Genomic DNA, 25,594 nt, shown 5'->3' with positions numbered 1-25,594 from the left:
GCGGCCGTCAGAGCTCCAGGTCCGCCTCGATCCTGGTGAGCTGGTGGCGGGCCATCGCGAGATTGGCCCGCGACTTGTCCAGGGCGAGGTAGAGGAACAGGCCCTTGCCGGTGCGTCCGGTGAGCGGGCGGATCAGGTGGTACTGGCTGGACAGGGTGATCAGGATGTCCTCGATCCCGTCCTGCAGGCCGAGCATGTCCATGGTGCGCATCTTGGCGCGGACCACGTCGGTGTTGCCGGCCGCGGCCACGTTGAGGTCCAGGCCTCCGGGGCCGTCCAGGGTGGCGAGCGCCATCCCGCTGTTGTAGTCGACCAGGGCCGCGCCGATGGCGCCCTCGATGGTGGTCATGGTCTGCTTGAGCGCGGCGGCTGCGTCGGTCATCTGATACCTCCGAGGAGACCTCCGGCTTCAGCCGGAGGAGGAATCGGACTTCCTGCGGAGCAGGTCAGGAAGCGGCATTTCGCCGTCGAGGCGGACCGCCGACACCACTGACAGTAATCAGGGGCGTCCGAATGAGTGATAGGCTCCGTGGTGCCCGTCCGGCGACAACCAAGTCGGCCGGGCCTACCGCCGGCTGGCGGGAAGTCAGGTCTGTGGAGCTGATGCAAGACCGCTGGGCGGCACACCGTCCCTTCGCCGGTGATCCCGGGTCGGCAGTCGGCCGTGAAGCAGAAAGCCCGACCCGCGAGGGTGGGAATCCCCCGCATCTCTCGCGGGGGAGGATGTCAACTGAGCAACTCCCGTTCGATGGTTGGGTGGTCGGGCGGCTCGGGTGGTCGGGCGGTCCGGTGGCCTGGCCGTCCGGTCAGCCCGGATCACGCGGGTCCTTGGGCAGGAGGCTGTCGTTGAGCAGGCCCGAGATCCGCTGGGCGCTGCGGCGGGCCTCCAGGTGCAGCCGGCCGACGTTGACGTCCGGGTGCGCCAACAGGGTCAGCACGCAGCTGCCGCCGGCCGCGTAGGTGGCGACGTAGCCGTGCTCGCCGCGCACCAATGACTCCCTGAACTCGCCCTGGCCGGTGGTGTCGGCGAGGCGCTGGGACAGCGAGAGCGAGGCCGCCGTCATCGCGGCCAGTCCCGACGGTTCGGTGCCGTGGGTGTCGTGCGCGACCAGCAGGCCGTCCACGCTGGCCACCAGGCCGCCCGCGAGGTGCGGGACGCGGTGCTTGACGGCGCGGAGTTCCGCGAGCAGCTCGGTCTCCAAGGCGATCAGTTGTCTCCTTCCGACACGCTGCTTGAGCGCCCGCCTCATGGCCGGGACGGCGGGGTCGCGGGCGGGGAGTGGGTCAAAGTCGGGCCTCCAGAAGGTCTCGGACCCGGGTCAGCAGCGCGATGTCCGGGTCGGGGACGGTCAGCGGGTGGGCCGCTGCCGGGGTGGGCTGGCGTTCGGGGCGGGCGGTGGCTCCCGCACCGGCCGGCGTCGCCGTGGCCGACGGAGCGGCGTCGGCGGCTACGGCGCTGCGCAGGGTGGCGCCGGGGATCCGGCGGTGCAGGCCGCCGGGCGGCCTGCCGTGACCGGCGGCGAAGGCGGCGGCGACGACCGGCGGGGCTGACGCGGACGGTCGGCTCGCGACCGGTTGCTCCGACTGCACCGACTGCTCCGCGGACTGCTGGGCTGGAACGGGCTCAGCGGTCGGCGGCGGGGCGGTCGGCGGCGGCACTGCGGCCGGCGGAGCGACCGGCCCCGGGGCGTCGAGCAGCCCGGCGGCGGCCAGGCGGCGGACGTCCGCCGTGACGCCGAAGCCGGAGCGGCCCAGCAGGCGAGCCAGGTCCGCCGGGGTTCTTCGGCCGTCGGCCTGGTCGAGCAGCTCGCGGCGTCGGCGGCCGGGCGGACGGTGGGACGGCCTGCGACTGCGCTCGACCGGGCGGACGGGCGCGGTGTCGAGCTGCGCCCAGGGCCAGATCCGGTCGAGGAGTCGGCGTCGGCGTTCGACCTCGCGGCGGAGCCGGTCCGGGTCGACCGTCGCGACCGGTCCGAGCCAGTGCCGGACCTCGGGTTCGAACCGCCAGAAGCCTCCACCGGAGTCGGCGAGGACGAAGAAGGCGGCGTCGAACAGCGTTCCCAGATGACCGAGTTCGAGCTCTCCCCGGGTCAGCAGGCGCCGTTCGATCAGGACGTCGCCGACGCTCCCCTGCGGACCGTGGACGCGGACCAGCTCCGCCCAGCTCTCGGGGGTGATCCGGCCGGTTCCGACGAGCAGGTCGGCCAGTCCGGGCGCCCGGGGTGACTCGGCACCGACCACTTCTCCGTCGAGCAGGTGGAGGCTGCCGAGCGGGCCGTGCAGGGCGCCGGTCGCTCGGCGGTCGGCGAGCAGGGCGAGGGCTTCGCCCGGCGTCCTGGGCGCAGTCCGGTCCGCCGGGGGCGGGGCGGTGCTGGGGGCGACGGTCACGCGGGCCACCGCCGGGAGGCGGGCGCGGAGACGCGTGTGGAGACGGGTGCGGTTGCCGGGACGGCCACGGGAACGGCTGCGGGTGCGGGAACGGCCGCGGGAACGGCCGCGGGCGCGGGGCCAGGCCCGGCTCCGGCCGGGGGGCCGGCCGTCGGGTGGGCCGGCGGCTGAAATGCGACGGTCGGTATGGGCGGATCGGGCGTCACGGGCGTCGCGTTCACCCCAGCACCAGCTCCTCGGCCAGCGCCTGGAGGCGGAAGCGGGCGGCGGCGAGGTTGCCCGCCGTACGGTCCAGCCAGAGGTGGAGGACGAGCCGGTTGTCGAAGACGGTGTCGATGAAGCGGATCAGGTGGTAGCTGCGGCCGGCGGTGACGATGATGTCCTCCAGCGGGGACCGCCGGTCCTCCGCGACCGTGAAGGTCTGACTCTCAACCGCCGCCCGCACCAGGTCCGTTGCTTCGGCGGCGGAGGTCTCGTGCTCGCCGGTCGGACTGTCCCCGAGGCTGCCGAGGGCGAGCCCGCTGCTCCAGTCGACCAGGCTCGCGGAGCGGGCTCCGGCGATCGCCATCGCTCCGGAGAGGCATTCGTCGATACCCGGCACACCGGCTCCTTCGCGGGATCTGGCCGGCCGGGCGCTGCACGGCACCGGCCGGGTCGCCACCAGCAGTGGCAGGTTCGACACGGAAGGCTACTGCCGGGATTCCGTATGACGAACATTCCAATGGCATATTCACATCATTAGCGACCAGTTCCAGCCAAGGTATGACGGTGCGTCAGGCCTGCCTGCCTGGCAAACCCGCTGGCCGGTCGATCGTTCGGGAACGGCGCTCGGCGACCACCTGGCACGGGACCTTGGCCGATAGCGGGCCGCACCGAAGGGTTTCGAGCCCGGAAGTGCGATAAGGGGAGGCGGCTGCGAGGGCGAGCGCATGAGGGTTGCTCATGAGAGTTGCTCATGAGAGTTGCTCATGAGAGTTGCTCATGAGAGTTGCTCATGACGAAGGGGCCCGTTCCGTTGGACGGAACGAGCCCCTTCTGTGGAGCGCCAGGCCCGGGTCGCACGGACTCTTCCTACTGAAAGTAGGACGTGCTCTGGTAGCACCGCTGACGCCTGTTCGAGAGATCCCCGCTCGGAAGATCATTTCCTCTCGACGGGAAGAACAGTAGCAGCTCATCGCGCCTGGTCAGAAATCGTTCGGCCCGGCTCAGGCCTCGCTCAGGCCTGGCTGATCGCCTGGCCGACCGCCTCGGCGAGGAGGCGGTAGGAATCGAGCAGCGCGGTGCGGTCGTAGGTGCTGGTGGTGACCAGGAACTCGTCCGCGCCGGTGCGCTCCACCAAGGCGGCCAGTTCGGCGGCGGCCTGCTCGGGGGTGCCCGCGATGTGGCCCTTGAGCGACTGCTCGTAGGCGGACCGCTCGCGTTCCGACATCGCCAGGGCCCGGATCCGGGCGGCCGGGGCCAGCGGCGGGAACTCGCCGTGGGTGCGGGAGTACGCGCCGGACCAGGCCTCCGGGACCAGCAGCTCGCGGGCCCGCTCGGCACTCTCGGCGACCGCGACCGTGCCCGAGACCACCACGTACGGCTCGGCGGCCTGCGCGGAGGGGCGGAACCGGGTGCGGTAGCGGTCGATGGCCTCCAGCATCCGGCCCTCCCCGCGCGGGGCGGCGATCACCAGCGGCAGCCCGGCGTCGGCGGCCAGGTCGGCGCCCGCGCCGGTGGCCAGGACGAAGGCCGGGACGTGCAGGCCCTCGGCCGGCCGGGCGTGGACACCCCGGTGCACCCGCTGCGAGCCGTCGAAGTAGCCGAGCAGCTCGGCCAGCTGGGCGCCGAAGTCGTCCGCGGCCTCCTTCTCCCGTCCGAGCGCCCGCCGGACACCGTCGGTGAACCCCACCGAGCGCCCGAGCCCCATGTCGATCCGGCCGGGGAACAGTGCGGCAAGCACTCCGAACTGTTCGGCCACCACCATGGGCTGGTGGTTGGGCAGCATCACCCCGCCGGTGCCGACCCGGATCCGCGTGGTGGCCGCCGCCACCGCCGCGGCCAGCACGGTGGGTGCCGAACCGGCGACCCCCGGCACCCCGTGGTGCTCGGACACCCAGAACCGGTGGTACCCGAGCCGCTCGGCCTCGCGGGCCAGGGCCACCGTCTCCCGCAGCGCCCGGGCCGGCTCCTCGCCCTGCCGGGTGCGGGAGTGGTCGAGCACGGAGAGCCTGGTCACGGGCGTAGCGCTGGTCACGTCCGAGGACAACGCCCCTCTTCGACGCGGGCATTCCCCGGTCGGGGCGGGTACGGCTCAGGCGCCCGCGCCCGGGGCGGCAGGCGACGATCCGCCGATCGTCGCCCGCCGCCGGAGGCGGTCCGGGCGGACCCCGGGGCGAAGCCCACGGTGGCCTCAGTCGGTCACCGTGAACCCCCGGGCCGCGCCCAGCCGGTGGAGCGAGGCCTGCCCGGGGATCCCGTCCGCCGCCCCCGCCTCGTACCCGCAGCGCCGCTGCCAGGCCGCGTACGCGGTGACCGTCCGGCTACCGAAGGAGCCGTCCGCCCAGCGCTGTTCGAGCAGCCCCTCGTCCACCAGCGCCTGTTCCACGATCGCCACCTCGGCCCCGTACGTCCGGTGCCCCTGCTCGGCGCCCGGGTCGGTGCGGGCGGCCGCCGCGACGTGGGCGACCGAGACGGTCCGCTGTCCGGGCAGGTAGCCGAGCAGCCGGTTCAGCGATCCCTCGCCGGGGACGCCGTCGGCCGCCTGTCCGGTGTAGCCCAGACTCCCCTGGTAGTCCGCGTAGTTCTCGGTGTCCGCGTCCGTCCAGTCCGGGCCCGGGCCGGAACGGTAGTGGGAGCCGAAGCCGCGTGCGACGAGCGCCCGCCCGACCGTCGTCACCTGGTAGCCCCGGGCGCCGTAGCCGTACGGCAGGCCGTTGATGGTGACCTGGTAGCGGGCCGGCGTCGGGTCGGCCGGGGGCGCCGGGTGCTGCTGCGAGGGCGGGTCGGCCGGGGAGCCGGGGCCGGCCGCGAGGTCGGGCCAGGAGCCGGGGTCGGTGTGGTCGTTGTACGGCACGTGGGCGTGCGCGAACCAGCCGCCGCGGGTCTCCCACACCTGCTCGTCGCGGTGGCCGGAGAAGTCCGTCGGCCGGCCCATCGGCCAGACGTCGGGGACGCCCCAGGAGGCGATCCAGCTGTGGATCCGGTCCCAGCCCGCGCACGGGGTGTCGACCAGCCGGGGGTAGACCCGGCCCTGGTAGCGGCAGTAGGGGAAGAACACCGCCTCGATCTGGATCACCACCCGGCCGGCCCGGTTGGTGCGGGTGGGGCTCTGGGCGGGGCTGAGCAGGCTCTTCGAGCGGGAGTCGGCGGGGAACAGCTGGGCCGTGCGGCCGCTGAACGGGTCCCAGACCAGGTGCGGCGCGTCGCCGGCGCCGGCGCCGGTGAAGTAGCTCACCAGGTCCTCGTAGGGGCACCAGTCCTGAGGCGCGGCGGCGGTGGCGTTGCGGTCCCAGGTGATGTGCGCGATGGCCTTCGGCGGGTACTGCTGGTCGGTCGGCGCGTGGTCGCCGAGGTCGTGGATCTCGGCACCGGGAAGCCACAGTTCGGGCATTGCGGTCTCCTCCGAACGGCAAGAGGGCATCACTTCCGGTATCGGCAGGTCCGGGCGCCGGATTGACTGCCGGACCGCCCCCGGAACGCGACGCGCCGCGGTGAACCACCCGTAACCGCCCGGCCGTTCGACCCTGCGAGGGGAATTCGTCCTCGCGTGCGAACCGGCTGCCCGCACTGGGCCGGGCGGGCGGAGGGGGCGCATTCCACCCCGCCGGGGGCCCGCTGTCAATCGTTGACATCAAAAGTGGTCTAGTCCACCGTGGTCCGGCGGGCCGGTCGAGGCCCGCACCAGGGGTGCCGGCGCGCCTGCGATCAGGCTCAACTCGCCACGGTGGCACCACATCTGACGATCCGATGGAGAACCGGAACCATGCAGAGAGTCTGCCTCGCCCTGCCCACCATGCGGCCCTGCCCCGAGACCATCGCGGAACTCGCCGAGGAGGCGGCCTACGCCGTCGCGACCTTCGGGGTCGAGGTGCACCTCCTCGTCCTCGACACCACCGACGCCGCCGAGTTCGCGCAGAACGCGGCCGCCGTGGCCGCGTTGGAGCCCACCCCCGGCGTGGTCGTCCACCACCTCGGCGAGGCGCAGCAGCGGAAGTTCCTGCGCCGGGTGGCCGAGCGCACCGGCGCCGCCGACCCCGAGCTGCTGCTCGACCTGATGCTCCCGCGGGCCGTCGCGTACGGCTCCTGCGTCAACCGGCTCTTCCTGGCCGCGGCCGCCCTGGGCTGCACCTCGGCACACCTGCGCAACGACGACGCCGACTTCCAGGTCGTCGACGGCCGGAAGGTCTTCCCGATCCACCACGAGCTGCTCTCGATCGGCCGACCGGCCGGCGAGGCGGTGGCCGGGGTGTCCCGCTCCGCGCTCGACCCGGCCGACGCGGACAAGCCGGTGATGCTGGTCAGCGGCTCCTTCATCGGCGAACTCTGCGTGGACATCGGCGAGATCCACGCATTGGACCCGGCCGTCTACCGCGAGGTGGTGCGCCTGTGGGCCCCGCCGGTGTGGTCGGAGGAGGAGAAGGACGCGATGGTGGACGTCTCCTTCAAGGGCGCCGGCTCCGAGCCGTTCGGCGCCGACGACTCCGTCCTCGGCGTGCCCGACATCTGGGACGTCTACATGTGCAACACCGCCCTGGACCACCGGGCCTACGAGGCGCTTCCGCTGCTGCCCTCGACCGAGACCATCGGCAGCGACTACGCCCTGCTGCACGCCCTGGTCCACGCCCGGCTGCCCGGCGTCACCCACAACCGCCACATCGTCAACTACTACACGCCCGAGCGTCGCACCGGCGCCGGGTTCGTCTCCTACCAGCTGCGGTTCGTCAAGTTCCTGCTCTCGATGCTGTACCTGTACCCGGTCTACGGCGGGATGATCGACCTCGGCCGCGCACTGCTGGACGAGCGGCACGGCCTGCGGGTCGAGCCGATCCTCGACCTGGTGCGCGGCAGCGTCGACCGGGACCGGTCCGGGAACGAGCACTGCCTGGACGTCCTGGACCGCTGCTACCGCAAGCTGGGCGGCAAGTACGCCGAGCTCGCCGACGTGGTGGCCGGGCGGCGGCAGCAGCTCCTGGACGAGGCGCGGGCGGACGCCGAGCGGTGGGCGGTGCTGATCGAGGCCTGGGCGGCGCTGGTGGCCGCCGCCCGCGCCGAGGGGATCGGCCCCCGCGCGGCGGGCAGCGAGCCCCGGGCGGAGGGGCCGGGCGCGTGAGCGAGGAGCTCAGGATCCGCCTGCTGGACGAGCAGGACTGGGACTCCGTGGTCGCCCTGGAGCACGCCGCCTACGCGGCCGACGGCCTCTCCGAGGGCCGGGAGGCGCTGCAGTCACGCGCCCGCAGCTCGCCGGACACCTGTTTCGTGCTGGAGCGGCACGGCACCGTCGTCGGCTACCTGCTGAGCCTGCCGTACCCGCCGCTGCGCTGCCCGGACCTCGGCCGGTCGGAGGAGACGGTGCACCGGTCGGCCAACCTGCACGTGCACGACCTGGTGATCGCCGAGGAGTTGCGCGGCCGGGAGGTCGCGCTGGGGTTCATCCGGCACTTCCGGGAGCAGGCGGGCGAGCAGGGCTTCGAGCGGATCTCGATGGTCGCGGTGCGCGGGGCGGACATCCTGCTGCGGCTGCTGGGCTACCGGGCGCACCGGGAGGTGGCGGTGCCGGCGTGCTACGGGCGGCGCGCGGTGTACATGTCCATGCCCGTGGGGTGACCACGGCCCCGGCTCTGTCCGGGAGAGGTTTCAGTTGCGTCTCCGTTCCGTGTCGGCGGGGTTCGGCGGGGGTACGAAGTATCCCTCCGTCCGGGATCGTGGAGGCAACGACTCGTGCGGCAAGGGGAGTTGCCATGGGGGACGGTCGCGGGATGGTGCCCGAGGTCGTGGAGGCGCTGCTGGGCGGCGGGCAGCACCGGGCGGTGGCGGACGTGGTGCGGGCGCGGCTGCGGATGGTGCCGGAGGGGGCGCGGGCGCTGACGCAGGCCGAGGCGGGCCCGCAGGACGTCCGGGCGCGGGCCCAGCTGACCGCCGCCGTCGCCCAACTGCTCGCCGCCGACGAGGCGTTCGCGCAGTACCTGGCCACCACCGCGCTGGGGCGGCCCGCCGATCCGCCGACGGTCCACCTGCGGGCAGAGCCGCCCAGCACCATCCAGTTGCGCACCGGCCCGCCGTCCGCGCCGACACCGTCCGAAAAGCCGCAGTCCACGAAGTCGCAGTCCGCCCAGCGGCCGGCGGGCCCGACGACCGTCCAGCTGCGGGTCGGCCCGGTGGACGCCCGGGCCCGGGCGCTGGCGGCCCGGCGGGGCAGCGCCGGGATCGTGGTGGCGCTGGTCCTGGTCCTGATCGCCGCGCTGGTGGCCGTCGCCGTCCACCTGGGCTCGCGGCCGCTGATGAAGCCGGGCGGGCCCGGTCTGGCGCACGCCGCGCAGCCGCTCGGTGACCCCGCGGTGGCGCAGGGCGTGCTGCCCGACGCGCGGGCGATGCCGGGCGGCTGGCAGGTGCAGAGCGGGCCGGAGTCGGGGACGGGCAGCTCCGGTTCGGTGCCGTGCCTGCTGCCGGACGCCTGCGAGCGGCAACTCGCCTACGCCACCGTGACCTTCGGCGCCGCCCCGGTGCAGACCGTACGGTTCACCGCGGTGACCTTCGCCTCCCCCGACGCGGCCGCCCAGGCCTTCGACACCACGCGCGACCGCACCGCCGGGGAGGACTCGGGCGCCGTGGCCCTGCCCTCGATCGGCGACCAGAGCGCCGTCCGCACCCGGGGTTCCTCCTCGGCGGTGGCCCTGGTCCGGGTCGGCGGCGTGCTGCTCCTGGTGCACGACGACGGGCTCGGCGCCGCCGTCACCGCGCCCGGGCTCACCGCCTTCGCCCGGCTGCTCGCCGACCGCGCCCGGCAGGCCCAGGACGGCCGCACCCCCGACGCCACCGCGTCTTCCTCTACAGCCTGACGGTCAGGGCCTGTTGAGGTAGGCGAGGACCGCCAGCACCCGCCGGTTGCCGTTCTCGTCCTCGGTGAGTCCGAGCTTGCCGAACATCGAGGTGGTGTACTTGCTGATCGCGCTGTCGCTGAGGAACAGCCGCTGCGCGATGGCCTGGTTGGACAGCCCCTCGGCCATCAGGGCGAGCACCTCCGACTCGCGCTCGGTGAGCCGGTCGAGCCGCCGGTTCGAGGGGGCGGAGGAGACCAGTGCGGCGATGACGGCCGGGTCCATGGCCGTCCCGCCCCTGGCGACCCGCTCCAGGGCGTCGACGAACTGCTCGCCGTCGAACACGCTCTCCTTGAGGAAGTAGCCGATGCCACCCGCGCCGTCGGCCAGCAGCTCGCGGGCGTACAGCTGTTCCACGTGCTGGGAGAGGATCAGCACCGGCAGCCCGGGCACCTCACGGCGGGCGGCAAGGGCGGCCTGCAGGCCCTCGTCGGACTGGGTCGGCGGCATCCGGACGTCGACGACGGCGGCGTCCGGGCGGTGGGTCAGCAGGGCGTGCAGGGTCTCGGGGCCGGTGGCCGCCGTGGCGACCACCTCGTGCCCGTAGGCCTCCAGCAGGTGGACCATGCCGTCCCGGAGCAGGTAGAGGTCTTCGGCTACGACGATTCGCATGGCACCATCATCGTCGCTCGGGTCGGTCCGCCCTCCGGGCTGGTGATCTCCAGGGTGCCGTCGAACACCGCGAGTCGGCGGCGCAGGCCGGCGAGTCCGCCCTCGTTGCCGATCACCACCGCGCCGCGGCCGTCGTCCTCGACGTCCACGACGATGCCGGTCCCGCTGTGGCCGATGGTGATCCGCACGCTGGTCGCCCGGGCGTGCTTGGTCGCGTTGGCGAGCAGTTCGGCGACGCCGAAGTACACGGCGGACTCGATCGGCGGCTCCAGGCGGAACTGCCGGTCGGCGGTGACGGTCACGTCGAGCGGGCTGTTCAGGGCGAGCGCGTGGACGGCGTCCACCAATCCGCGCTCGGTCAGCACCGGCGGGTTGATCCCCCGTACCAGGTCCCGCAGTTCGGACAGCGAGCCGGCGGCGCCGGCCCGCGCCGCCCGCATCAGGGCCCTGGCCCGCTCCGGGTCGGTGTCCATCAGCTTCTCCGCCGTGGCCAGCGAGAGCCCGAGCGCGACCAGGCCGGCCTGCGCGCCGTCGTGCAGGTCGCGTTCGATCCGGCGGATCTCGGCGGCCTGGGCGACCGTCACGTCCGCGCGCTGGGCGGTCAGCTCGTCCACCCGCTCGGCCAGCAGCATGGCGCGCGAGGGGCCGAGGAAGCGGACGGCCACCGGCTCCAGCAGCCGCCAGGCGTACGGGGCGCAGGCGACGGCCGCGATCGCGGCCAGCGCCCCGAGGAGGCGGGCGACGGGCTCCGGCCCGGCCAGTACGAGGACCGCCGCGGCCAGCGCGGCCGGCGGCACGGCCGCGACCAGGCCGGCCGTGAACGGCACGAGCACGGCGAAGCGCAGGTCGCGCCAGGTGGCCGGGTCGCCCCACCGGGTCCGCCAGGCCTGGTCCAGCTCGGCGTCCCGGCGGGTGCGCTCGTAGGAGTGCCCGTTCCACCAGTAGCCGGTGGACATCCGGGTGAGCGGCCGGGGCTCGCGGTAGCCGGCCGGGACGGCCGTGCCGGTCCACCGCTCGACCAGGAAGCGGACGGCCCGGCAGACCGGGCGGGCCAGGGCGAGCGTGCCGGCGCCCACCACGACCGCCGGCAGCAGCCACGACCACGGGTTGGCCGGCCCCCAGTCGATCCCCAGCGCGACGGCACCGGCCCACACCGCCGGGATCAGCAGGGTGACCGCCGCCACCGCGCTCGCCCGGACGAACCCCACCCCGGCGCGTACGCCCCAGGCAGCCGATCGTCTGATCATCCCCGCTCCTCGACCTCCGTCCGATGCCCCCACTCTGCACCAGCGGCGGCCCGCCGAGGCCCTGGTCAGCGCGGAAGTGTGGCCCGCCCCACCCCTCCGTGGGCCCAGACCCCGCACCCGTGCCCCGGCCGTGCCGACGGTCGGGCCGTCGCCCGAATGCGTGTATCGCTCTCTTGACTGGCGTCACCAACACGCCATACTGGCCTCACTCCCCGCTCGCACGACGAGGTGCCGCCCATGGAGCTCTCCCCCTCGGCGCACGTGGACACGTTCTGCCGAGACCACCTCCCACCCTTCGAGCAGTGGCCAGAACTCCTCTTCGAACTACCGGAGTTGGCCTATCCCGACCGCCTGAACTGCGCCGCCGCCCTGCTCGACGACACCATCGCCAGACTCGGACCGGACCGCCGCTGCCTGGTCACCCCCACCGAACAGTGGTCGTACGGCCGGCTGCGCGACCAGGCCGACCGGATCGCCCGCCTGCTGACCGAGGGCCTCGGCCTCGCCACCGGCAACCGGGTCCTGCTGCGCGGCCCCAACACCCCCTGGCTGGCGGCCTGTTGGCTCGGCGTGCTGAAAGCCGGCGGGGTGGTCGTCACCACCGTGCCGCTGCTGCGCGCCGCCGAACTGACCGCGCTGCACGGCATCGCGCAACCCGTCCTCGCCCTGTGCGACCACCGCTACCTGGACGAGCTGCACCGGGCCGCCACCCCGGGCCTGCGCGTCCTCGCGTACGGCGGCAGCGGACCCGACGACCTCACCACCCGCTGCGCCGCCAAGGCCCCCGGCTTCACCGCCGTCCCGACCGCCGCCGACGACGTCGCCCTGATCGCCTTCACCTCCGGCACCACCGGCCGCCCCAAGGCCACCCTGCACTTCCACCGCGACGTGCTCGCCAACGCCGACACCTTCTCCCGCCACCTGCTCAGCCCCACCCCCGACGACCTCTTCGCCGGCACCCCGCCGCTCGGCTTCACCTTCGGCCTCGGCGGCCTGCTGGTCTTCCCGCTGCGGGCCGGCGCCGCCGGACTGCTGCTGGAGCAGGCCACGCCCGAGCAGCTGGCCGAACAGGTCCGCCGGCACCGGGTGAGCGTCCTGTTCACCGCGCCGACGGCCTACCGGGCGATCCTGACCGCCGGACTGGCCGACCGGCTGGCCGGGGTGCGGCGCTGCGTCTCGGCCGGCGAGCCGCTGCCCGCGGCCGTCTGGCAGGCCTTCCACGCGGCCACCGGACAGCGGCTGATCGACGGCATCGGCGCCACCGAGCTGCTGCACGTGTTCATCTCGGCCGCCGACCAGGACATCCGCCCCGGCTCCACCGGCAAGCCCGTGCCCGGCTACCGCGCCGCGATACTGGACGGCCGGGGCCGCCCGGTACCGGACGGCGAGCCCGGACTGCTCGCCGTCAAGGGCCCGACCGGCTGCCGCTACCTGGGCGACGAGCGCCAGCTCGACTACGTCCGGGACGGCTGGAACCTCACCGGGGACACCTACGTCCGCGACCGGGACGGCTACTTCTGGTACCAGGCACGCAACGACGACATGATCGTCTCGTCCGGCTACAACATCGCCGGGCCCGAGGTGGAGCAGGCGCTCGCGGCCCACCCCGACGTGGCCGACTGCGCGGTGGTCGGCGCGCCGGACGAGCGGCGCGGCTCGGTGGTCAAGGCGTACGTGGTGCTGCGCGCGAGCGTGCCGGCCGGGCCCGACACGGTCCGCGCCCTCCAGGACCACGTCAAGCGCACCATCGCGCCGTACAAGTACCCGCGGATCGTCGAGTTCGTCGCCGAGCTGCCGCGCACCGCGACCGGCAAGCTGCACCGCGCCGAACTGCGGCGACGGGCCTCGCCGGCACCGGCCCCGGCCCCGGCCCCGGCCCCGGCCCCGGCCCCGGCCAGCGTGACGATCGAGCGCCGGGTCGAGTGGTCGGACACCGACGCGGCGGGGCACTACCACTTCTCCGCCGTGCAGCGCTGGGCCGAGGCGGCGGAGGCCGCGCTGCTGCGCCGGCTCGGGCTGGCGGAACTGTTCGGGCGGATCCCCCGGGTGCACTTCGAGGCCGACTTCCGCGAACGGCTCTGGTTCGGGGACGTGGTCCGCACCGAGCTGCGGGTGGTCCGGGTCGGCGGCTCCTCGCTGCACTACTCCTTCGAGGTGCACGGCCCGCAGGGGCCGGCCGCCAGCGGGCGGATGTCGGTGGTGCACGCCGCGCCGCACACCAAGGGCGCCGAGCCGTGGCCCGCGCAGGTGCGCCGGGCGCTGAGCGAGGCCGGGCCGCAGCAGCCGGAGGTGCTGGGATGAGCGCCGCCACGAGCCCCGCCGTACCCACCCCGGCGCGCCGGATCGCGGTGATCGGCGCCGGCCCGGGCGGGCTCTACTTCGCGGCCCTGGCCAAGCAGCTCGCACCGGACCGGGAGATCACCGTCTTCGAACGGGACGCCCGGGAGGACGAGTTCGGCTTCGGCGTGGTCTTCTCCGACGAGACCCTGGACGGCATCGCCCAGGCCGACCCGCAGGTCTTCGCCGCGATCAGCGCCGAGTTCGCGCGCTGGAGCGACATCGACATCCGGTACGCGGGCAAGGTCCGCACCAGCGGCGGCCACGGCTTCGCCGCCCTGGACCGCAACCGGCTGCGCGCCGTCCTGCGGCAGCGCTGCGCCGAGCTGGCGGTGGACGTGCGCTACCGCACGCCCGCCCCGCCCGTCGGGCAACTGGCCGCCGAGTACGACCTGGTGGTGGCCGCCGACGGCATCCGCTCCGGCACCAGGGCGGCGTACCCGGACGCCTTCCGCACCGAGGCGGACGAGCGGCACTGCCGCTACATCTGGCTCGCCACCGACAAGGTCTTCGAGGCCTTCACCTTCATCGTCGAGCAGTTCGACTTCGGCGTGCTGCAGGTGCACGCCTATCCGTACAGCGCCACCCGCTCCACCTTCATCGTCGAGATCGCCGAGGACGCCTGGCACCGGTCCGGCTTCGAGGCCTTCGCCGCACGGGAGTTCGGCCGCGGCGAGAGCGACGTGGCGAGCGTGCGGCGCTGCGCCGAGCTGCTGGCCGGCCACCTGGACGGCCACCGGCTGATCCCCAACGCCTCCCGCTGGATCCGCTTCACCACGGTGCGCAACGCGAGTTGGCGCCACCGCAACGTGGTGCTGCTCGGCGACGCCGCCCACTCCGCGCACTTCTCGATCGGCTCGGGCACCAAGCTGGCGCTGGAGGACGCCCTGGCCCTGGCCGCCGCGCTGAGCGAACAGCCCACCCTGGACGGGGCCCTGGCGGCCTACGAGGCCGAGCGGCGCCCGGTGGTGGAGTCCACCCAGCGCGCCGCCCTGGCCAGCCTGGAGTGGTTCGAGACCGTCGGGCGGCGCACCGGGCAGGACGTCGACCGGTTCGCCTTCAACCTGCTCACCCGCAGCCGCCGCGTGACCTACGACAACCTCCGGGCCCGCGACGCCGCCTTCGTGGACGCCGTGGACACCGCCTTCGGCGGCTCTCCCGGGATCCCGCCGATGTTCCGGCCGCTCAAGCTCGGCGCGCTGGAGCTGCGCAACCGCATCGTGGTGCCGCCGCTGGCGACCTTCACCTCCCCCGACGCTCTGCCCAGCGCCTTCGACCGGGCCCAGCTCACCGGGCACGCGCTCGGCGGCGCCGGGCTGGTCCTCGCCGGGATGACCGCGGTCAGCCCCGAGGGCCGGGCCACCGACCACTGCCCGGGCCTGTGGAGCGGCCACCAGGAGCAGGCCTGGCGCGAACTCCTGCAAGCCGTAAGGTCGGTGAGCGACACACCGATCGGCATCCAGCTGACCCACGCCGGCCGCCGCGGCGCCAGCGCCGTCCCCGGACCGGACGGCATCGGCCGCCCGCTCGCCGAGGGCTGGCCGCTGCTGGCCGCCTCGGCGCTTCCCTGGGACACCGACAGCCCGGTGCCGCACGAAGCCAACGACGTCCGACTGGCCGCCGTCACAGCGGACTTCGCGGCCGCCGCCGAGCGGGCCGCGCGGGCCGGATTCGACGTGCTGGAGCTCCAGTTCGGCCACGGACACCTCGTCTCCTCCTTCCTCTCCCCGCTCACCAACCGCCGCAGAGACCACTACGGCGGCCCGCTCGCCCACCGGCTGCGACTGCCGCTGGAGGTCCTGGCGGCGGTGCGTTCCGCCTGGCCGGCCGGGCAGCCACTGCTGGTACGGATCTCGGCGAGCGACTGGGCACCCGGCGGCACCACCGAGGCCGAGGCGGTGGCGATCTGCCGTGCGCTCGCCGAGACCGGGGCCGACGCGGTGGACGTCTCCACCGGCGAGGTCGTGGCACAGCAGCGGCCGCCGTACGGGCGCGGCTACCAGACGCCCTTCGCCGAGCTGATCCGCACCGCCACCGGCCTGCCGACGATCGCGGTCGGCGCGATCTCGGGGCCCGACGACGCCAACTCCGTCCTGCTGGCCGGGCGCGCCGACCTGGTCGCGGTCGGCCGGGCCCAGCTGTACGACCCGCTGTGGACGCTGCACGCCGCCGCCGAGCAGGGCTACACCGGGCCCGGCGCCCGCTGGCCCGGCCCCTGGCGGGCGGGCAGCCGCAAGCCGCCGGGCCCGGGCGCCGACCGGGTCGCCCCGCGCCTGCAGCTGCTGCGCGAACCGCCCGCACCCGTCCACCGCCGCTGGCTGCCGACCCCGCCCAAGGGGTGGGCTCGGCCCGAGGAGTGAGGAGGAACCATGCCCCACCTGCCCAGGTTCACCGCCGCCGCCGTGCAGGCCGCCCCCGTCTACCTGGACCCGGCCGCCACCGTCGACAAGGCCGTCGAGCTGATCCGGGAGGCGGCCGGCCACGGCGCCGAACTGGTGGTCTTCCCCGAGGTGTTCGTGCCCGGCTACCCGTACTGGAACTGGACGATGAACCCGGTGCAGGGCTCGCCCTGGTACGAACGCCTGTACCGCGCCGCCGTGGACGTGCCCGGCCCGTACGTCGACACCCTGCGCGCCGCCGCCCGGCAAGCCGGGGTGGTGCTGGTGATCGGCGTCAACGAACGCGGCCGACACAGCCTCGGCGTGCTGTACAACACCCTGCTGGTCATCGGCTCGGACGGCGAACTGCTCGGCGTCCACCGCAAGTTGGTACCGACCTGGGCCGAGAAGCTGACCTGGACCCAGGGCGACGGCAGCACCCTGAAGGTGCACCGCACCCCCGTCGGCCCGCTCGGCGCGCTCGCCTGCGGCGAGAACACCAACACCCTGGCCCGCTTCACCCTGCTGGCCCAGGGCGAACTCGTCCACGCCGCCTGCTACATCGCCCTGCCGGTCGCCCCCGAGGACTACGACATGGCGGAGGCGATCGCGCTGCGCGCCGCCGCCCACTGCTTCGAGGGCAAGCTGTTCACGGTGGTCTCCTGCTCCACCCTCTCGCCCGAGATCGTGGACCTGATCGCCGGCGAGGACCAGCAGGTCCGCAAACAGCTCGCCCGCCCGCGCAGCGCCCTGTCCGGGATCTTCGGCCCGGACGGCCGCCCCGTCACCGAGCCGCTGGTGGACGAGGAGGGCATCGTCTACGCCGAGATCGACCTCGGCCGGTGCATCCAGCCCAAGCAGATGCACGACATCGTCGGCCACTACAACCGCTTCGACGTCTTCCGGCTGCACGTGGACGACCGCCCGCTGCGGCCCCTGGTGTTCCCCGCAGACGAGGAGGAAGGCGCATGACCGAGCAGAACGACGACCGGATCGGCCGGGCCCGCGTCACCGACAGCCCGGAACTGCTCGCCTACTACGAGGAGTTGGCCAAGCACGAGGCCGGCGCCCTGTGGACGGTGGCGAACGAGATCGAGCCCTGGTACCCGCAGCCGAAGTCCGTCCCCGTGCTCTGGCGCTACGCCGACCTGCGCCCGCTGGTGCGCAAGGCGCTGCCCCTGGTGAAGGCCGACGAGGCGGGCCGCCGGGTGGTGATGCTGGTGAACCCCGGGCGCCGCGAACTGAGCGCCGCCGTCGGCCTGTTGTACACCGGCCTGCAGATCATGGGCCCCGGCGAGGCGATGACCGCGCACCGCCACCAGGCCTCCGCCCTGCGCTTCGTCCACGAGGGCACCGGCGCCTGGACCGTCGTGGACGGCCAGAAACTCAAGGTCGGCCCGCGCGACTTCGCCATCACCCCCAACAACACCTGGCACGAGCACGGCAACGAGGCCGACGACGCCCCGGTGATCTGGCAGGACGGCCTGGACATCCCGCTGGTCAACACCCTGGACGCCAACTTCTACGAGGTCCACCCGGAGCTGTACCAGCGCCCCGGCCCGGTGGTGAACTCCTCACTGCTCAGCTACGGCGGCAACCTGCTGCCGTACGGCTCCGAGAAGTGGACCAGGCCCTACTCGCCGCTGTTCGGCTGGCCCTGGGAGCCCAGCTACGACGCGCTGTGCCGACTCGCCCGCGCCACCGAGGGCTCGCCGTACGACGGCGTCATCATGGAGTACACCAACCCCGTCACCGGCGGCCCGGTGATGCCGACCATGGCCGCCCACCTCCAACTGCTCCGCCCGGGCCAGGCCACCCGCGCCCACCGGCACACCGGCTCGGTGGTCTACACGGCGGCCAAGGGGCGCGGCGTCTCGGTCGTCGCCGGGCAGCGCTTCGAGTGGCAGCAGGGGGACATCTTCGTCGTCCCGTCCTGGGCCTGGCACGAGCACGCGAACCTCGACCAGAGCAAGGACGCCTGCCTGTTCTCCTTCAACGACTTCCCGGTGATGCACTCGCTCGGCCTCTACCGCGAGGAGGCCCACCCGGACGCCGACGGGCACCAGCCCGCCATCACCGGCTGACACCCGACGCCCGACGCGCGACACCCGACACCCAGTGCCCGACGCCCGACGCCCGACGCCCGACCAGGAGAACCACCACCATGCACCTGCTGACCTACTGCACGGACGGCGACGACACCCCGCGCCTCGGCGCACGTCTCGCCGGGGACCGGGTCGCCGACCTCACCGCCCTCGCCGCCGCAGCCGGGGCCCGACTCCCGGACAGCCTCCTGGAGTTGATCCGGGCCGGGGCGCCGGCCCTGGCCACCGCGCGCGAGCTGATCGCCGGCACGCCGGCCACCCGGCCGCTCGCCGAGGTCCGGCTGCTCGCCCCGCTGCGCCCCGGCAAGATCGTCGGCGTCGGCCTGAACTACGTGGAGCACGTGGCCGAGTCGCACCGCACGCTGGACACCGAGCGCGAACTGCCCGACCGCCCGGTCCTGTTCGGCAAGCCGTCCACCGCCGTCACCGGCCCGGGCCAGCCGATCCGGCACAACGCCGACCTCACCAAGCAGCTCGACTGGGAGTGCGAACTCGCCGTGGTGATCGGCGAACCGGCCTTCCAGGTCGCCGAACCTGACGCCCTGCGGCACGTGTTCGGCTACAGCATCGTCAACGACATCAGCGCCCGCGACCAACGCCGTTCCGGCCAGTGGTTCTTCTCCAAGGGCCAGGACAGCTACGCGCCCTTCGGCCCGGTCGTGGTGACCGCCGACGAGATCCCCGACCCGCAGCGGCTCGACCTCTCGCTGAAGGTCAACGGCCGACTGCGGCAAAACTCCAATACCCGCCACATGCTGTTCGGCATCGCCCGGCTGATCGCCGACATCTCCTCCGGCATGACCCTGGAACCCGGCGACGTGATCGCCACCGGCTCCCCCTCGGGCGTCGGCGCGGGCATGGTGCCGCCGCAGTTCCTGCAGCCCGGGGACCTGGTCGAGGCCACCATCGAGCGGATCGGCACGCTCGCCAACCCCGTGGTCGACGCCCGCTGAGCCCCACGCCCGTAGAACGCCGACGCCCGTAGAACGCCGACGCCCGCCGAAGGGAGCGCCACCGATGCCGACGTACCGGATCGGCCAGATCGTCCCCAGCTCCAACGTCACCATGGAGACCGAGGTCCCCGCCCTGCTGCGGGCCCGCGAGGCGGTCGCCCCCGAACGGTTCACCTTCCACTCCAGCCGGATGCGGATGACCAGGGTCACCCCCGAGCAACTGCGGGCCATGGACGGCGAGTCCGACCGCTGCGCCGCCGAACTCTCGGACGCCCGGGTGGACGTGATCGGCTACGCCTGCCTGGTCGCGGTGATGGCCACCGGCCCCGGCTACCACCGCGAGGCCGAGCAGCGGCTGCACCGGCGCACCGTCGAGAACGGCGCGCCCGCCCCCGTGGTCACCAGCGCCGGCGCCCTGGTCGCCGGGCTGCGGACGCTCGGCGCCGAGAAGGTCGCGATGGTCACCCCGTACCTGCGGCCGCTGGCCCGGACCGTGGTCGACTACCTCGCCCGGGAGGGCATCGAGGTGCTCGACCACGCCGCCCTGGAGATCGCCGACAACCTCGACGTGGCCGCCCACGACCCGGCCCGGCTGCCTGCGATCGCCCGCGGCCTCGCGCACGCCGACGCGGACGCCGTGGTGCTCTCCGCCTGCGTGCAGATGCCCTCGCTGTCCGCCGTCGAGGAGGCCGAGCAGCAGTTGGGCAAGCCGGTGGTCTCGGCCGCGATCTGCACCGCCCACCAGCTGCTCCGCGCCCTCGACCTGCCGGCCTTCGCCCCCGGTGCCGGGCACCTGCTCTCCGGGGCGTATGCGGAGGCCTGAGTCCGAGGGCCACCGCTATGATCACGACCGGCCACCCGGTCACCGCCGGCCGACCGCCACACCGGACGACCACAACACCGGACCGCACGACCACACCGGCCCGGCCGACCACGCCCACCGGGGAGGAGCGCCCACGCATGTCGGAGAGCACGCCCCGGCCGAGTTCCCTGATCCACACCGTCTACGGCGAGTTCGTCCGCCGCCTCGGCGGCTGGATATCCATCGCCGACCTGATCGCGCTGATGGCCGAACTCGACGTGGACGGCCCGGCCGTCCGCTCGGCGACCTCCCGGCTGAAGAAGGCCGGCACCCTGCTCCAGGAGCGCCGCACCGGCACCGGCTACCGGCTCGCCCCCGCGATGGAGCCGGTCTTCGAGGAGGGCGACCGCCGGATCTTCCACAGCCTGGAGCCCGCCGAACTCTCCGACGGCTGGGTGGTGGCGGTCTTCTCGGTACCCGAGTCCGAACGCGCGCACCGCCACCAGCTGCGGTCCCGGCTGAGCTGGCTCGGCTTCGGCAACGCCGCCCCCGGCGTCTGGCTGGCGCCTGCCCGGCTACTGCCGGACGCCCGCCGCCTGCTGGAACGGCTCGGACTGAGCGCCTACGTCCACCTCTTCCTCTCCGCCGAGTACGCCGGCTTCGCCGATCTCCGGACGGCGGTGGCGAGTTGGTGGGACCTCCCGGCGATCGAGGCGCAGTACGCGGCCTTCGCCGACGCCTGGCGCCCGGTCGCCGAGGAGCTGCGCAGGCAGCCCTGGACGGACCCGGCCGAGGCGTTCCGCAGCTACGTCCCGATGCTCACCCAGTGGCGCCGCCTGCCCTACCTGGACCCCGGGCTGCCCGCAGAACTGCTGCCCGCCGACTGGAACGCCGTCCCCGCCCGCGCGGTCTTCACCGAGGTGCACGGGCTGCTGGCCGAGCCCAGCCTGCGCCACGTCGAGAAGGTCACCGGTCTCTCCCACTCCCAGGAGCCGTCATGACCGCCCACCCCCCGGCGGACCTGCTGATCCGCGCCGGCGCCGTGCACACCCTCGTCCCCGGCGAGGCGCCGCAGCGCGCGGTCGCCGTCACCGGCGGCCGGATCACCGCCCTCTCCCCCGCCCCCGACGGCCTGGACGCCTTGATCGGGCCGGCCACCGAGGTCGTGGACGCCCCGGGCTCGACCGTGCTGCCCGCCTTCGACGACACCCACACGCACCTGGTGCTGGCCGCGCAGAGCGTCCACGGCGTGCCCGTCCATCGGGCCCGCGACCTGGCCGGGTTCCTCGCCCTGATCCGCGAGCGCGCCGCCCGCACCCCCGCCGGGGAGTGGATCCACACCACCGTCAACTGGCAGGAGGTGCTGCTGGCCGACCAACGGATGCCCACCACCGCGGAGTTGGACGGCGCCACCGCCGAGCACCCGGTGCTGGTGCGCCGCGGCGCGTACAACATGGTGCTCAACTCGGCCGCGCTCCGGCTGGCCGGCATCGACGAGTCGACCGAGGCTCCACCCGGCGGCGTGATCGAGCGCGACGGGCAGGGGCGGCTCACCGGCCGGCTGATCAACCGGGCGGTGGAGCTGGTCGAGCGGGTGCTGCCGCGCCCCACCGCGGCCGAGCGGATCGAGGGCCTGCGCGCCGCCTCCGCGGACTTCGCCGCGACCGGGATCGGCACCGTCCGGGACTGCCTCGTCCCGGTCGAGGACCTGGACGTGCTGGACGCGGCCCGGGCCGAGGGCGCGCTCGCCGTCCGGGTCCGGGCGCTGGTCTCCGGCTTCGCCGCCCGGACGCCGGAGCAGGTGGACGCGCTGCTGGACCGGATGGACGCCTGGCGCGCGGAGGGCCGCGACGACGACCGACTCCGGTTGTGGGGCGTCAAGTTCGGCATCGACGGTGGCTTCGAGGCGGGCGCCCTGGAGGAGCCCTACCAGGGGCAGCCCTGCTACCACGGCCGGCTGCTCTGGGAGCCGGCCGACCTGCTCGCGGCGGTGGACCGGGTGGTCGGGCGCGGCTGGCGGGTCGGTGTGCACGCGTGGGGCGACCGCGGTCTGCGGGTCCTGTTGGACGTCTTCGAGCAGGTGCTCAAGGGCCGCCCCGGACTGCCGCCCGGCACGCTGGTGGTCGAGCACGGCGGGCTGGCCCGGCCCGACCAGCGGGCCCGGGCGATCGCCCTCGGCATCCCGGTGACCGTCCAGCACACGCTGCTGCACGACGGCGCGCTCACCCAGCAGCGGGCCTGGGGCGAGGAGCGCACGGCCGCGCTCTTCCCGCTGCGCGAGTGGCTGGACGAGGGTGCGCTGCTCACCGCCGGCTCGGACTTCCCGGTCGGCCCGTACGGCGCCATGGTCTCGGTGTGGGGCATGACGACCCGGGGCACCACGGCCGGGGTGGTCGGCCCGGAGCACGCGATCGAGCGGGCCGAGGCGGTCGCCCTGCACACCGTCAACGCGGCCCGGCTGACCGGGGAGAGCGAGCTGCGCGGCCTCCTGCGGCCGGGGGCGTTCGCCGACCTCACGGTGTGGCCGGTGGACCCGCTGGACTGCCCGGTGGACGCACTGCGGGAGCTGCTGCCCACCCGTACGGTCGTGAACGGCCTGACCGTGCACCATTCCTGACGCAACGTCAGGCGGCGACCAGCTCCCGCAGGTCGATCCCGCGGTGCAGCGCACGCAGGTCCTCGTGCAGGGTGGACGGCGGAACGACGAGCACGCCGCAGCGCGCCCGGTCGAGGCAGTGGCGGGTGACCGAGCGTCCCGTCAGCCGCTGCACCCGGGCGCGCAGGCCGCCCTGCGCCCCGGTGCTGACCACCAGCAGGTCGCCCGGGCGGTCGGCCAGCTCGGCCAGCACCGCGCCGGCCTCGCCGCGCACGACCAGCGGCCGCACCGGCACGCCGACCGACAGGCCACCGAAGGCCTGCTCCAGCGCGCGCTCCATCCGCGCGTCGGCGAGGTCCTGCCAGGCGCGGAGCAGCGGCGGGCACGGTCGCGCACGGTAGTTGCGCTCGCCGCCGACCGGCGTCCAGGCGAGCACCGGGACCAGGACGGCCTGCCGGATCCTGGCCTCCTCCGCCGCCCGGTGCAGGGCGGTGAGGCTGTGCAGTGAGCCGCTGACTCCGACGATGACGCGAGCGCCGTCCGACATGATCCTTCGCTTTCCGATGCCGAGCTGATTAAGTGACTGCGATTATGCTGCCACACTCGCTCCACAGCCTGCAAATCGAAGGCATTCACTGAATATCACCTTGCATCGCTCGCCCACGGTTCCCGCCGCCGGCCGGCCGGACCTCCTGGAGCAGCCCCCAGGTGAAGTCGGCCATCCAGGGCCGCACCGGCCCCGCGCCGTCCGGAGCCTCGAAGTCCAGCCGGAAGCGGGTCGGCGCACTCCCCTCCCGCGGCACGGCGGGCGGAAAGGCGGCGCCGACGTCCTCCACCACGCAGCTCCACGGCGCCAGATCCGCGACCGTCCGCAGCTCCGGCCGGGGGCTGCCGGCCGCCCGCACCAGCCACTCGTTCAGCACCGGCGCACCGATCTCCGCCGGACCCAGCAACACCTCGAAGCGCAGCGAGGGCCACAGCGGCAGCGCCCACTGCCGCGCGGTGCAGGCGAGGTCCCCGATCCGGCGCGGGACGCTCGCCTCCGCCGGCCCGAGCACCGCGCCGTACCGGCCGCCGCCGCGCGGGAACCGGGGCGCCCGGACCATCGCCTGCCAGCGCTTGTTCGCAGCCCGCATCGAGGCCCGGTCGGCGCCCAGCCTCCGCACCGCATCCTCGACCAGCCCGGGCTGGAAGTCGGCCATCCGCCGCAGCAGCACCAGCTGGAACTCGCCGACCCCGAAGCCATTGATCGCCATACCCGCAGGCTAGGGCGCATCCGACAAAAGGGAGACACGATTCGAGCGAATGTTCGAATCAAGGCGTACGCTGGCCCCATGCACGGCACCCTCCCGCTCCAGCCCTCGCTGTTCGACGACGCCGACCGCGACGGCCTGCGCCTCGGCCCGCTCTCCGGCCTGCGACGGCAGGTGCTCGGCGACGGCGCCTGGCTGGACCTGCTGCCCGGGTGGCTGCACGGCGCCGACGAGCTGTTCGAACAGCTGGCCACGACCGTCCCCTGGCGGGCGGAGCGCCGGGAGATGTACGAGCGGATGGTGGACGTCCCCCGCCTGCTCGCCTCGTACCCGGCCGACACCGAACCACCGCACCCCGTGCTCGGACAGGCCCGGACGGCACTGAGCCGGCACTACGCGGACGAGCTGGGCGAACCCTTCCGCACCCTCGGCCTCTGCTACTACCGGGACGGCCGGGACAGCGTGGCCTGGCACGGCGACCGGATCGGCCGCGGCGCCCGCGAGGACACCATGGTCGCGATCCTGTCCGTCGGCGAGCCGCGCACCCTGGCCCTGCGGCCGCGGCACGGCGGCGCAGCGGTCGTCCGCCACCCGCTCGGCCACGGGGACCTGGTGGTGATGGGCGGCTCCTGCCAGCGCACCTGGGAACACGCGATCCCCAAGACCGCCCGCCCGGTCGGCCCCCGGATCAGCATCCAGTTCCGGCCGCACGGCGTCGCCTGACGCCCCCGCTTGCCACCCACCGGCCGGGCGCGGACGCTGGCGAAAGGGGGCCGGCGCCACCCGGCGGGTCCGGTGCCCATCACCGGCGGGGTCGGCGCCCATCTGGAGGCCGGCATGCCGAAGGCGGGCAGATACCACGAGGGCGTCCCGTGCTGGGTCGTCCTGACCACCCCGGACACCCCGCGCGCGCAGCGCTTCTACGGCGCGCTGTTCGACTGGGAGTTCGTCCCGACCGGCTCCGCCGAGGCGGTCGCCACCCGGTACGGCGCCCAGGTCGCGGCCGTCGAACAGGTCGCGGCCGTCGAACAGGACGCGGACACCACCCGGGCCGCCGCCTGGACCACCCACCTCGCCTGCGCCGACCTGCGCCGCACCGCCGCGCTCGTCCGCGCCGCCGACGGCCGGATCACCCGCGAGCCCTACGAGGTGCCCGACCAGGGCCGGGCCGCACGCGCCGTCGACCCGCTCGGCGCGCCCTTCGGCCTCTGGCAGGCGGGCACCATCGACGGCGCCGGACTGGTCGACGAGCCCGGCGCCCTGGCCTGGAACGAACACCTCTCCCCCGACCCGGACACCGCGCGCACCTTCTATCGCCGCCTCTTCGGCTACACCTACGACCGGCCGAAGGCGGGCCACACCCTCGCCCGGGCCGCCGGCCTGCCCGCCTGCAGCATCGGCCCGACCGCCACGGCCGGCACGGCCGCGCACTGGCTGGCCCACTTCGGGACCGCCGACGCCGACCGGGCGGCCGAGCGGCTGCGCGCCCTCGGCGGCACCGTCCTGTCCGGGCCGGAGCCGACGCCGTACGGCCGCGCCGCGCTGGTCCGGGACGACGCCGGGGCGCGGTTCGTCCTGGTCGCCATCCCGCCCCGAGAGTCCGCCGCGGCGGCCTGAGCCGTCATTCCTTGACCGCGCCAGCCAGGCCGGACACCAGCCTGCGCTGCACCGCGATGAAGGGTACGTTCTGGACCCATGACGGAGACGGCCCCAAGAAGCCCGCGCCCGAACGCAACCAGTCCTCCTCACTGCGCCGCGCACTCGCCGTCCTCGGCTACGTCCGCGACCACGCCGACCGGCGCGGCGTCCCACTCGCCCAACTCGCCGCGCCCTCGGCCTCGACAAGA

23 protein-coding genes and 1 pseudogene are annotated in these 25,594 nt (G+C 74.2%); 14 read left to right on the top strand and 10 right to left on the bottom strand.

Annotation, left to right across the window (positions count from 1 at the left end):
- Nucleotides 1-7: 7 nt before the first annotated feature.
- The 6 genes from BX285_RS30065 to BX285_RS30040 form a co-directional block, all read right to left on the bottom strand.
- Nucleotides 8-382 carry a hypothetical protein gene (locus BX285_RS30065; protein WP_097235027.1) on the bottom strand — a complete coding sequence of 125 codons (375 nt, stop codon included), beginning with the start codon at nt 380-382 and terminating at the stop codon, nt 8-10.
- A 424-nt stretch (nt 383-806) separates the two neighbouring features.
- Nucleotides 807-1,202, bottom strand: a complete 396-nt coding sequence (locus tag BX285_RS30060) for a roadblock/LC7 domain-containing protein (RefSeq protein WP_310794256.1) — start codon at nt 1,200-1,202, stop codon at nt 807-809.
- 82 nt (nt 1,203-1,284) lie between these two features.
- Entirely contained in the window at nt 1,285-2,388 is a 1,104-nt protein-coding gene (locus BX285_RS30055) for a hypothetical protein (protein ID WP_121178825.1), read from the bottom strand.
- A gap of 217 nt (nt 2,389-2,605) precedes the next feature.
- On the bottom strand, nt 2,606-2,989 hold the full coding sequence (locus BX285_RS30050) for a hypothetical protein (protein ID WP_097235030.1): 384 nt from the start codon (nt 2,987-2,989) through the stop codon (nt 2,606-2,608).
- A 615-nt stretch (nt 2,990-3,604) separates the two neighbouring features.
- Complete coding sequence (locus BX285_RS30045) at nt 3,605-4,624, bottom strand: MsnO8 family LLM class oxidoreductase (protein ID WP_121178824.1); 1,020 nt, start codon at nt 4,622-4,624, stop codon at nt 3,605-3,607.
- A gap of 156 nt (nt 4,625-4,780) precedes the next feature.
- Nucleotides 4,781-5,980, bottom strand: coding sequence for a peptidoglycan-binding protein (locus BX285_RS30040; protein ID WP_121178823.1), 1,200 nt, complete (start codon nt 5,978-5,980; stop codon nt 4,781-4,783).
- Between the two features lie 372 nt (nt 5,981-6,352).
- Between BX285_RS30040 and BX285_RS30035 the strand changes: the two genes are divergently transcribed.
- From BX285_RS30035 to BX285_RS30025, 3 genes are all read left to right on the top strand, one after another.
- Nucleotides 6,353-7,699: a DUF6271 family protein gene (locus tag BX285_RS30035; RefSeq protein ID WP_121178822.1), complete on the top strand. Its 1,347-nt coding sequence runs from the start codon at nt 6,353-6,355 to the stop codon at nt 7,697-7,699.
- Entirely contained in the window at nt 7,696-8,193 is a 498-nt protein-coding gene (locus BX285_RS30030; protein ID WP_121178821.1) for a GNAT family N-acetyltransferase, read from the top strand. Before BX285_RS30035 ends, BX285_RS30030 begins: the two co-directional genes overlap by 4 nt.
- Before the next feature lie 134 nt (nt 8,194-8,327).
- The gene (locus BX285_RS30025; RefSeq protein ID WP_121178820.1) at nt 8,328-9,425 is read left to right on the top strand and encodes a hypothetical protein; all 1,098 of its coding nucleotides are present in this window, start codon (nt 8,328-8,330) and stop codon (nt 9,423-9,425) included.
- A gap of 3 nt (nt 9,426-9,428) precedes the next feature.
- Here the strand turns inward: BX285_RS30025 and BX285_RS30020 are convergent, their stop codons facing one another.
- Both BX285_RS30020 and BX285_RS30015 read right to left on the bottom strand, forming a co-directional pair.
- Nucleotides 9,429-10,076 carry a response regulator transcription factor gene (locus BX285_RS30020; protein ID WP_097235036.1) on the bottom strand — a complete coding sequence of 216 codons (648 nt, stop codon included), beginning with the start codon at nt 10,074-10,076 and terminating at the stop codon, nt 9,429-9,431.
- Nucleotides 10,061-11,323, bottom strand: coding sequence for a sensor histidine kinase (locus BX285_RS30015; RefSeq protein ID WP_121178819.1), 1,263 nt, complete (start codon nt 11,321-11,323; stop codon nt 10,061-10,063). Before BX285_RS30015 ends, BX285_RS30020 begins: the two co-directional genes overlap by 16 nt.
- 237 nt (nt 11,324-11,560) lie before the next feature.
- On the opposite strand from BX285_RS30015, the pseudogene BX285_RS30010 reads away from it, so the two are divergent.
- The 9 genes and pseudogenes from BX285_RS30010 to BX285_RS29975 all read left to right on the top strand — a co-directional run.
- Nucleotides 11,561-13,180 (top strand): annotated as a pseudogene (locus BX285_RS30010) (AMP-binding protein); the annotation flags it as partial.
- Between the two features lie 42 nt (nt 13,181-13,222).
- Entirely contained in the window at nt 13,223-13,624 is a 402-nt protein-coding gene (locus BX285_RS38780; protein ID WP_259470902.1) for a thioesterase family protein, read from the top strand.
- A complete protein-coding gene (locus BX285_RS30005) occupies nt 13,621-16,020 on the top strand; it encodes an FAD-dependent monooxygenase (protein ID WP_121178817.1) in 2,400 nt (799 codons plus the stop codon). The genes BX285_RS38780 and BX285_RS30005 overlap by 4 nt, the downstream gene beginning before the upstream one ends.
- A 9-nt stretch (nt 16,021-16,029) precedes the next feature.
- A complete protein-coding gene (locus BX285_RS30000; RefSeq protein ID WP_121178816.1) occupies nt 16,030-17,010 on the top strand; it encodes a carbon-nitrogen hydrolase family protein in 981 nt (326 codons plus the stop codon).
- On the top strand, nt 17,007-18,122 hold the full coding sequence (locus BX285_RS29995) for a cupin domain-containing protein (protein WP_121178815.1): 1,116 nt from the start codon (nt 17,007-17,009) through the stop codon (nt 18,120-18,122). Before BX285_RS30000 ends, BX285_RS29995 begins: the two co-directional genes overlap by 4 nt.
- 80 nt (nt 18,123-18,202) lie before the next feature.
- A complete protein-coding gene (locus BX285_RS29990) occupies nt 18,203-19,096 on the top strand; it encodes a fumarylacetoacetate hydrolase family protein (protein ID WP_121178814.1) in 894 nt (297 codons plus the stop codon).
- Nucleotides 19,097-19,160: 64 nt separating this feature from the next.
- Nucleotides 19,161-19,919 (top strand): Asp/Glu racemase, encoded by a 759-nt coding sequence (locus BX285_RS29985; protein WP_097235042.1) that lies wholly within the window; start codon nt 19,161-19,163, stop codon nt 19,917-19,919.
- A gap of 137 nt (nt 19,920-20,056) precedes the next feature.
- The gene (locus BX285_RS29980; protein WP_121178813.1) at nt 20,057-20,899 is read left to right on the top strand and encodes a PaaX family transcriptional regulator C-terminal domain-containing protein; all 843 of its coding nucleotides are present in this window, start codon (nt 20,057-20,059) and stop codon (nt 20,897-20,899) included.
- Complete coding sequence (locus tag BX285_RS29975) at nt 20,896-22,515, top strand: amidohydrolase (RefSeq protein ID WP_121178812.1); 1,620 nt, start codon at nt 20,896-20,898, stop codon at nt 22,513-22,515. The genes BX285_RS29980 and BX285_RS29975 overlap by 4 nt, the downstream gene beginning before the upstream one ends.
- Nucleotides 22,516-22,522: 7 nt before the next feature.
- Here the strand turns inward: BX285_RS29975 and BX285_RS29970 are convergent, their stop codons facing one another.
- Entirely contained in the window at nt 22,523-23,041 is a 519-nt protein-coding gene (locus tag BX285_RS29970; protein WP_121178811.1) for a universal stress protein, read from the bottom strand.
- A gap of 85 nt (nt 23,042-23,126) precedes the next feature.
- Complete coding sequence (locus BX285_RS29965; RefSeq protein WP_121178810.1) at nt 23,127-23,750, bottom strand: hypothetical protein; 624 nt, start codon at nt 23,748-23,750, stop codon at nt 23,127-23,129.
- A gap of 78 nt (nt 23,751-23,828) precedes the next feature.
- On the opposite strand from BX285_RS29965, the gene BX285_RS29960 reads away from it, so the two are divergent.
- Nucleotides 23,829-24,470, top strand: coding sequence for an alpha-ketoglutarate-dependent dioxygenase AlkB (locus BX285_RS29960; RefSeq protein ID WP_097235046.1), 642 nt, complete (start codon nt 23,829-23,831; stop codon nt 24,468-24,470).
- Nucleotides 24,471-24,542: 72 nt separating this feature from the next.
- Complete coding sequence (locus tag BX285_RS29955; RefSeq protein WP_121178809.1) at nt 24,543-25,364, top strand: VOC family protein; 822 nt, start codon at nt 24,543-24,545, stop codon at nt 25,362-25,364.
- The last annotated feature ends 230 nt before the right edge of the window (nt 25,365-25,594 follow it).

This window comes from Streptomyces sp. 1114.5 (assembly GCF_003635085.1).
Classification (GTDB): domain Bacteria; phylum Actinomycetota; class Actinomycetes; order Streptomycetales; family Streptomycetaceae; genus Kitasatospora.
This window is presented reverse-complemented; position numbering and strand designations above follow the sequence as displayed.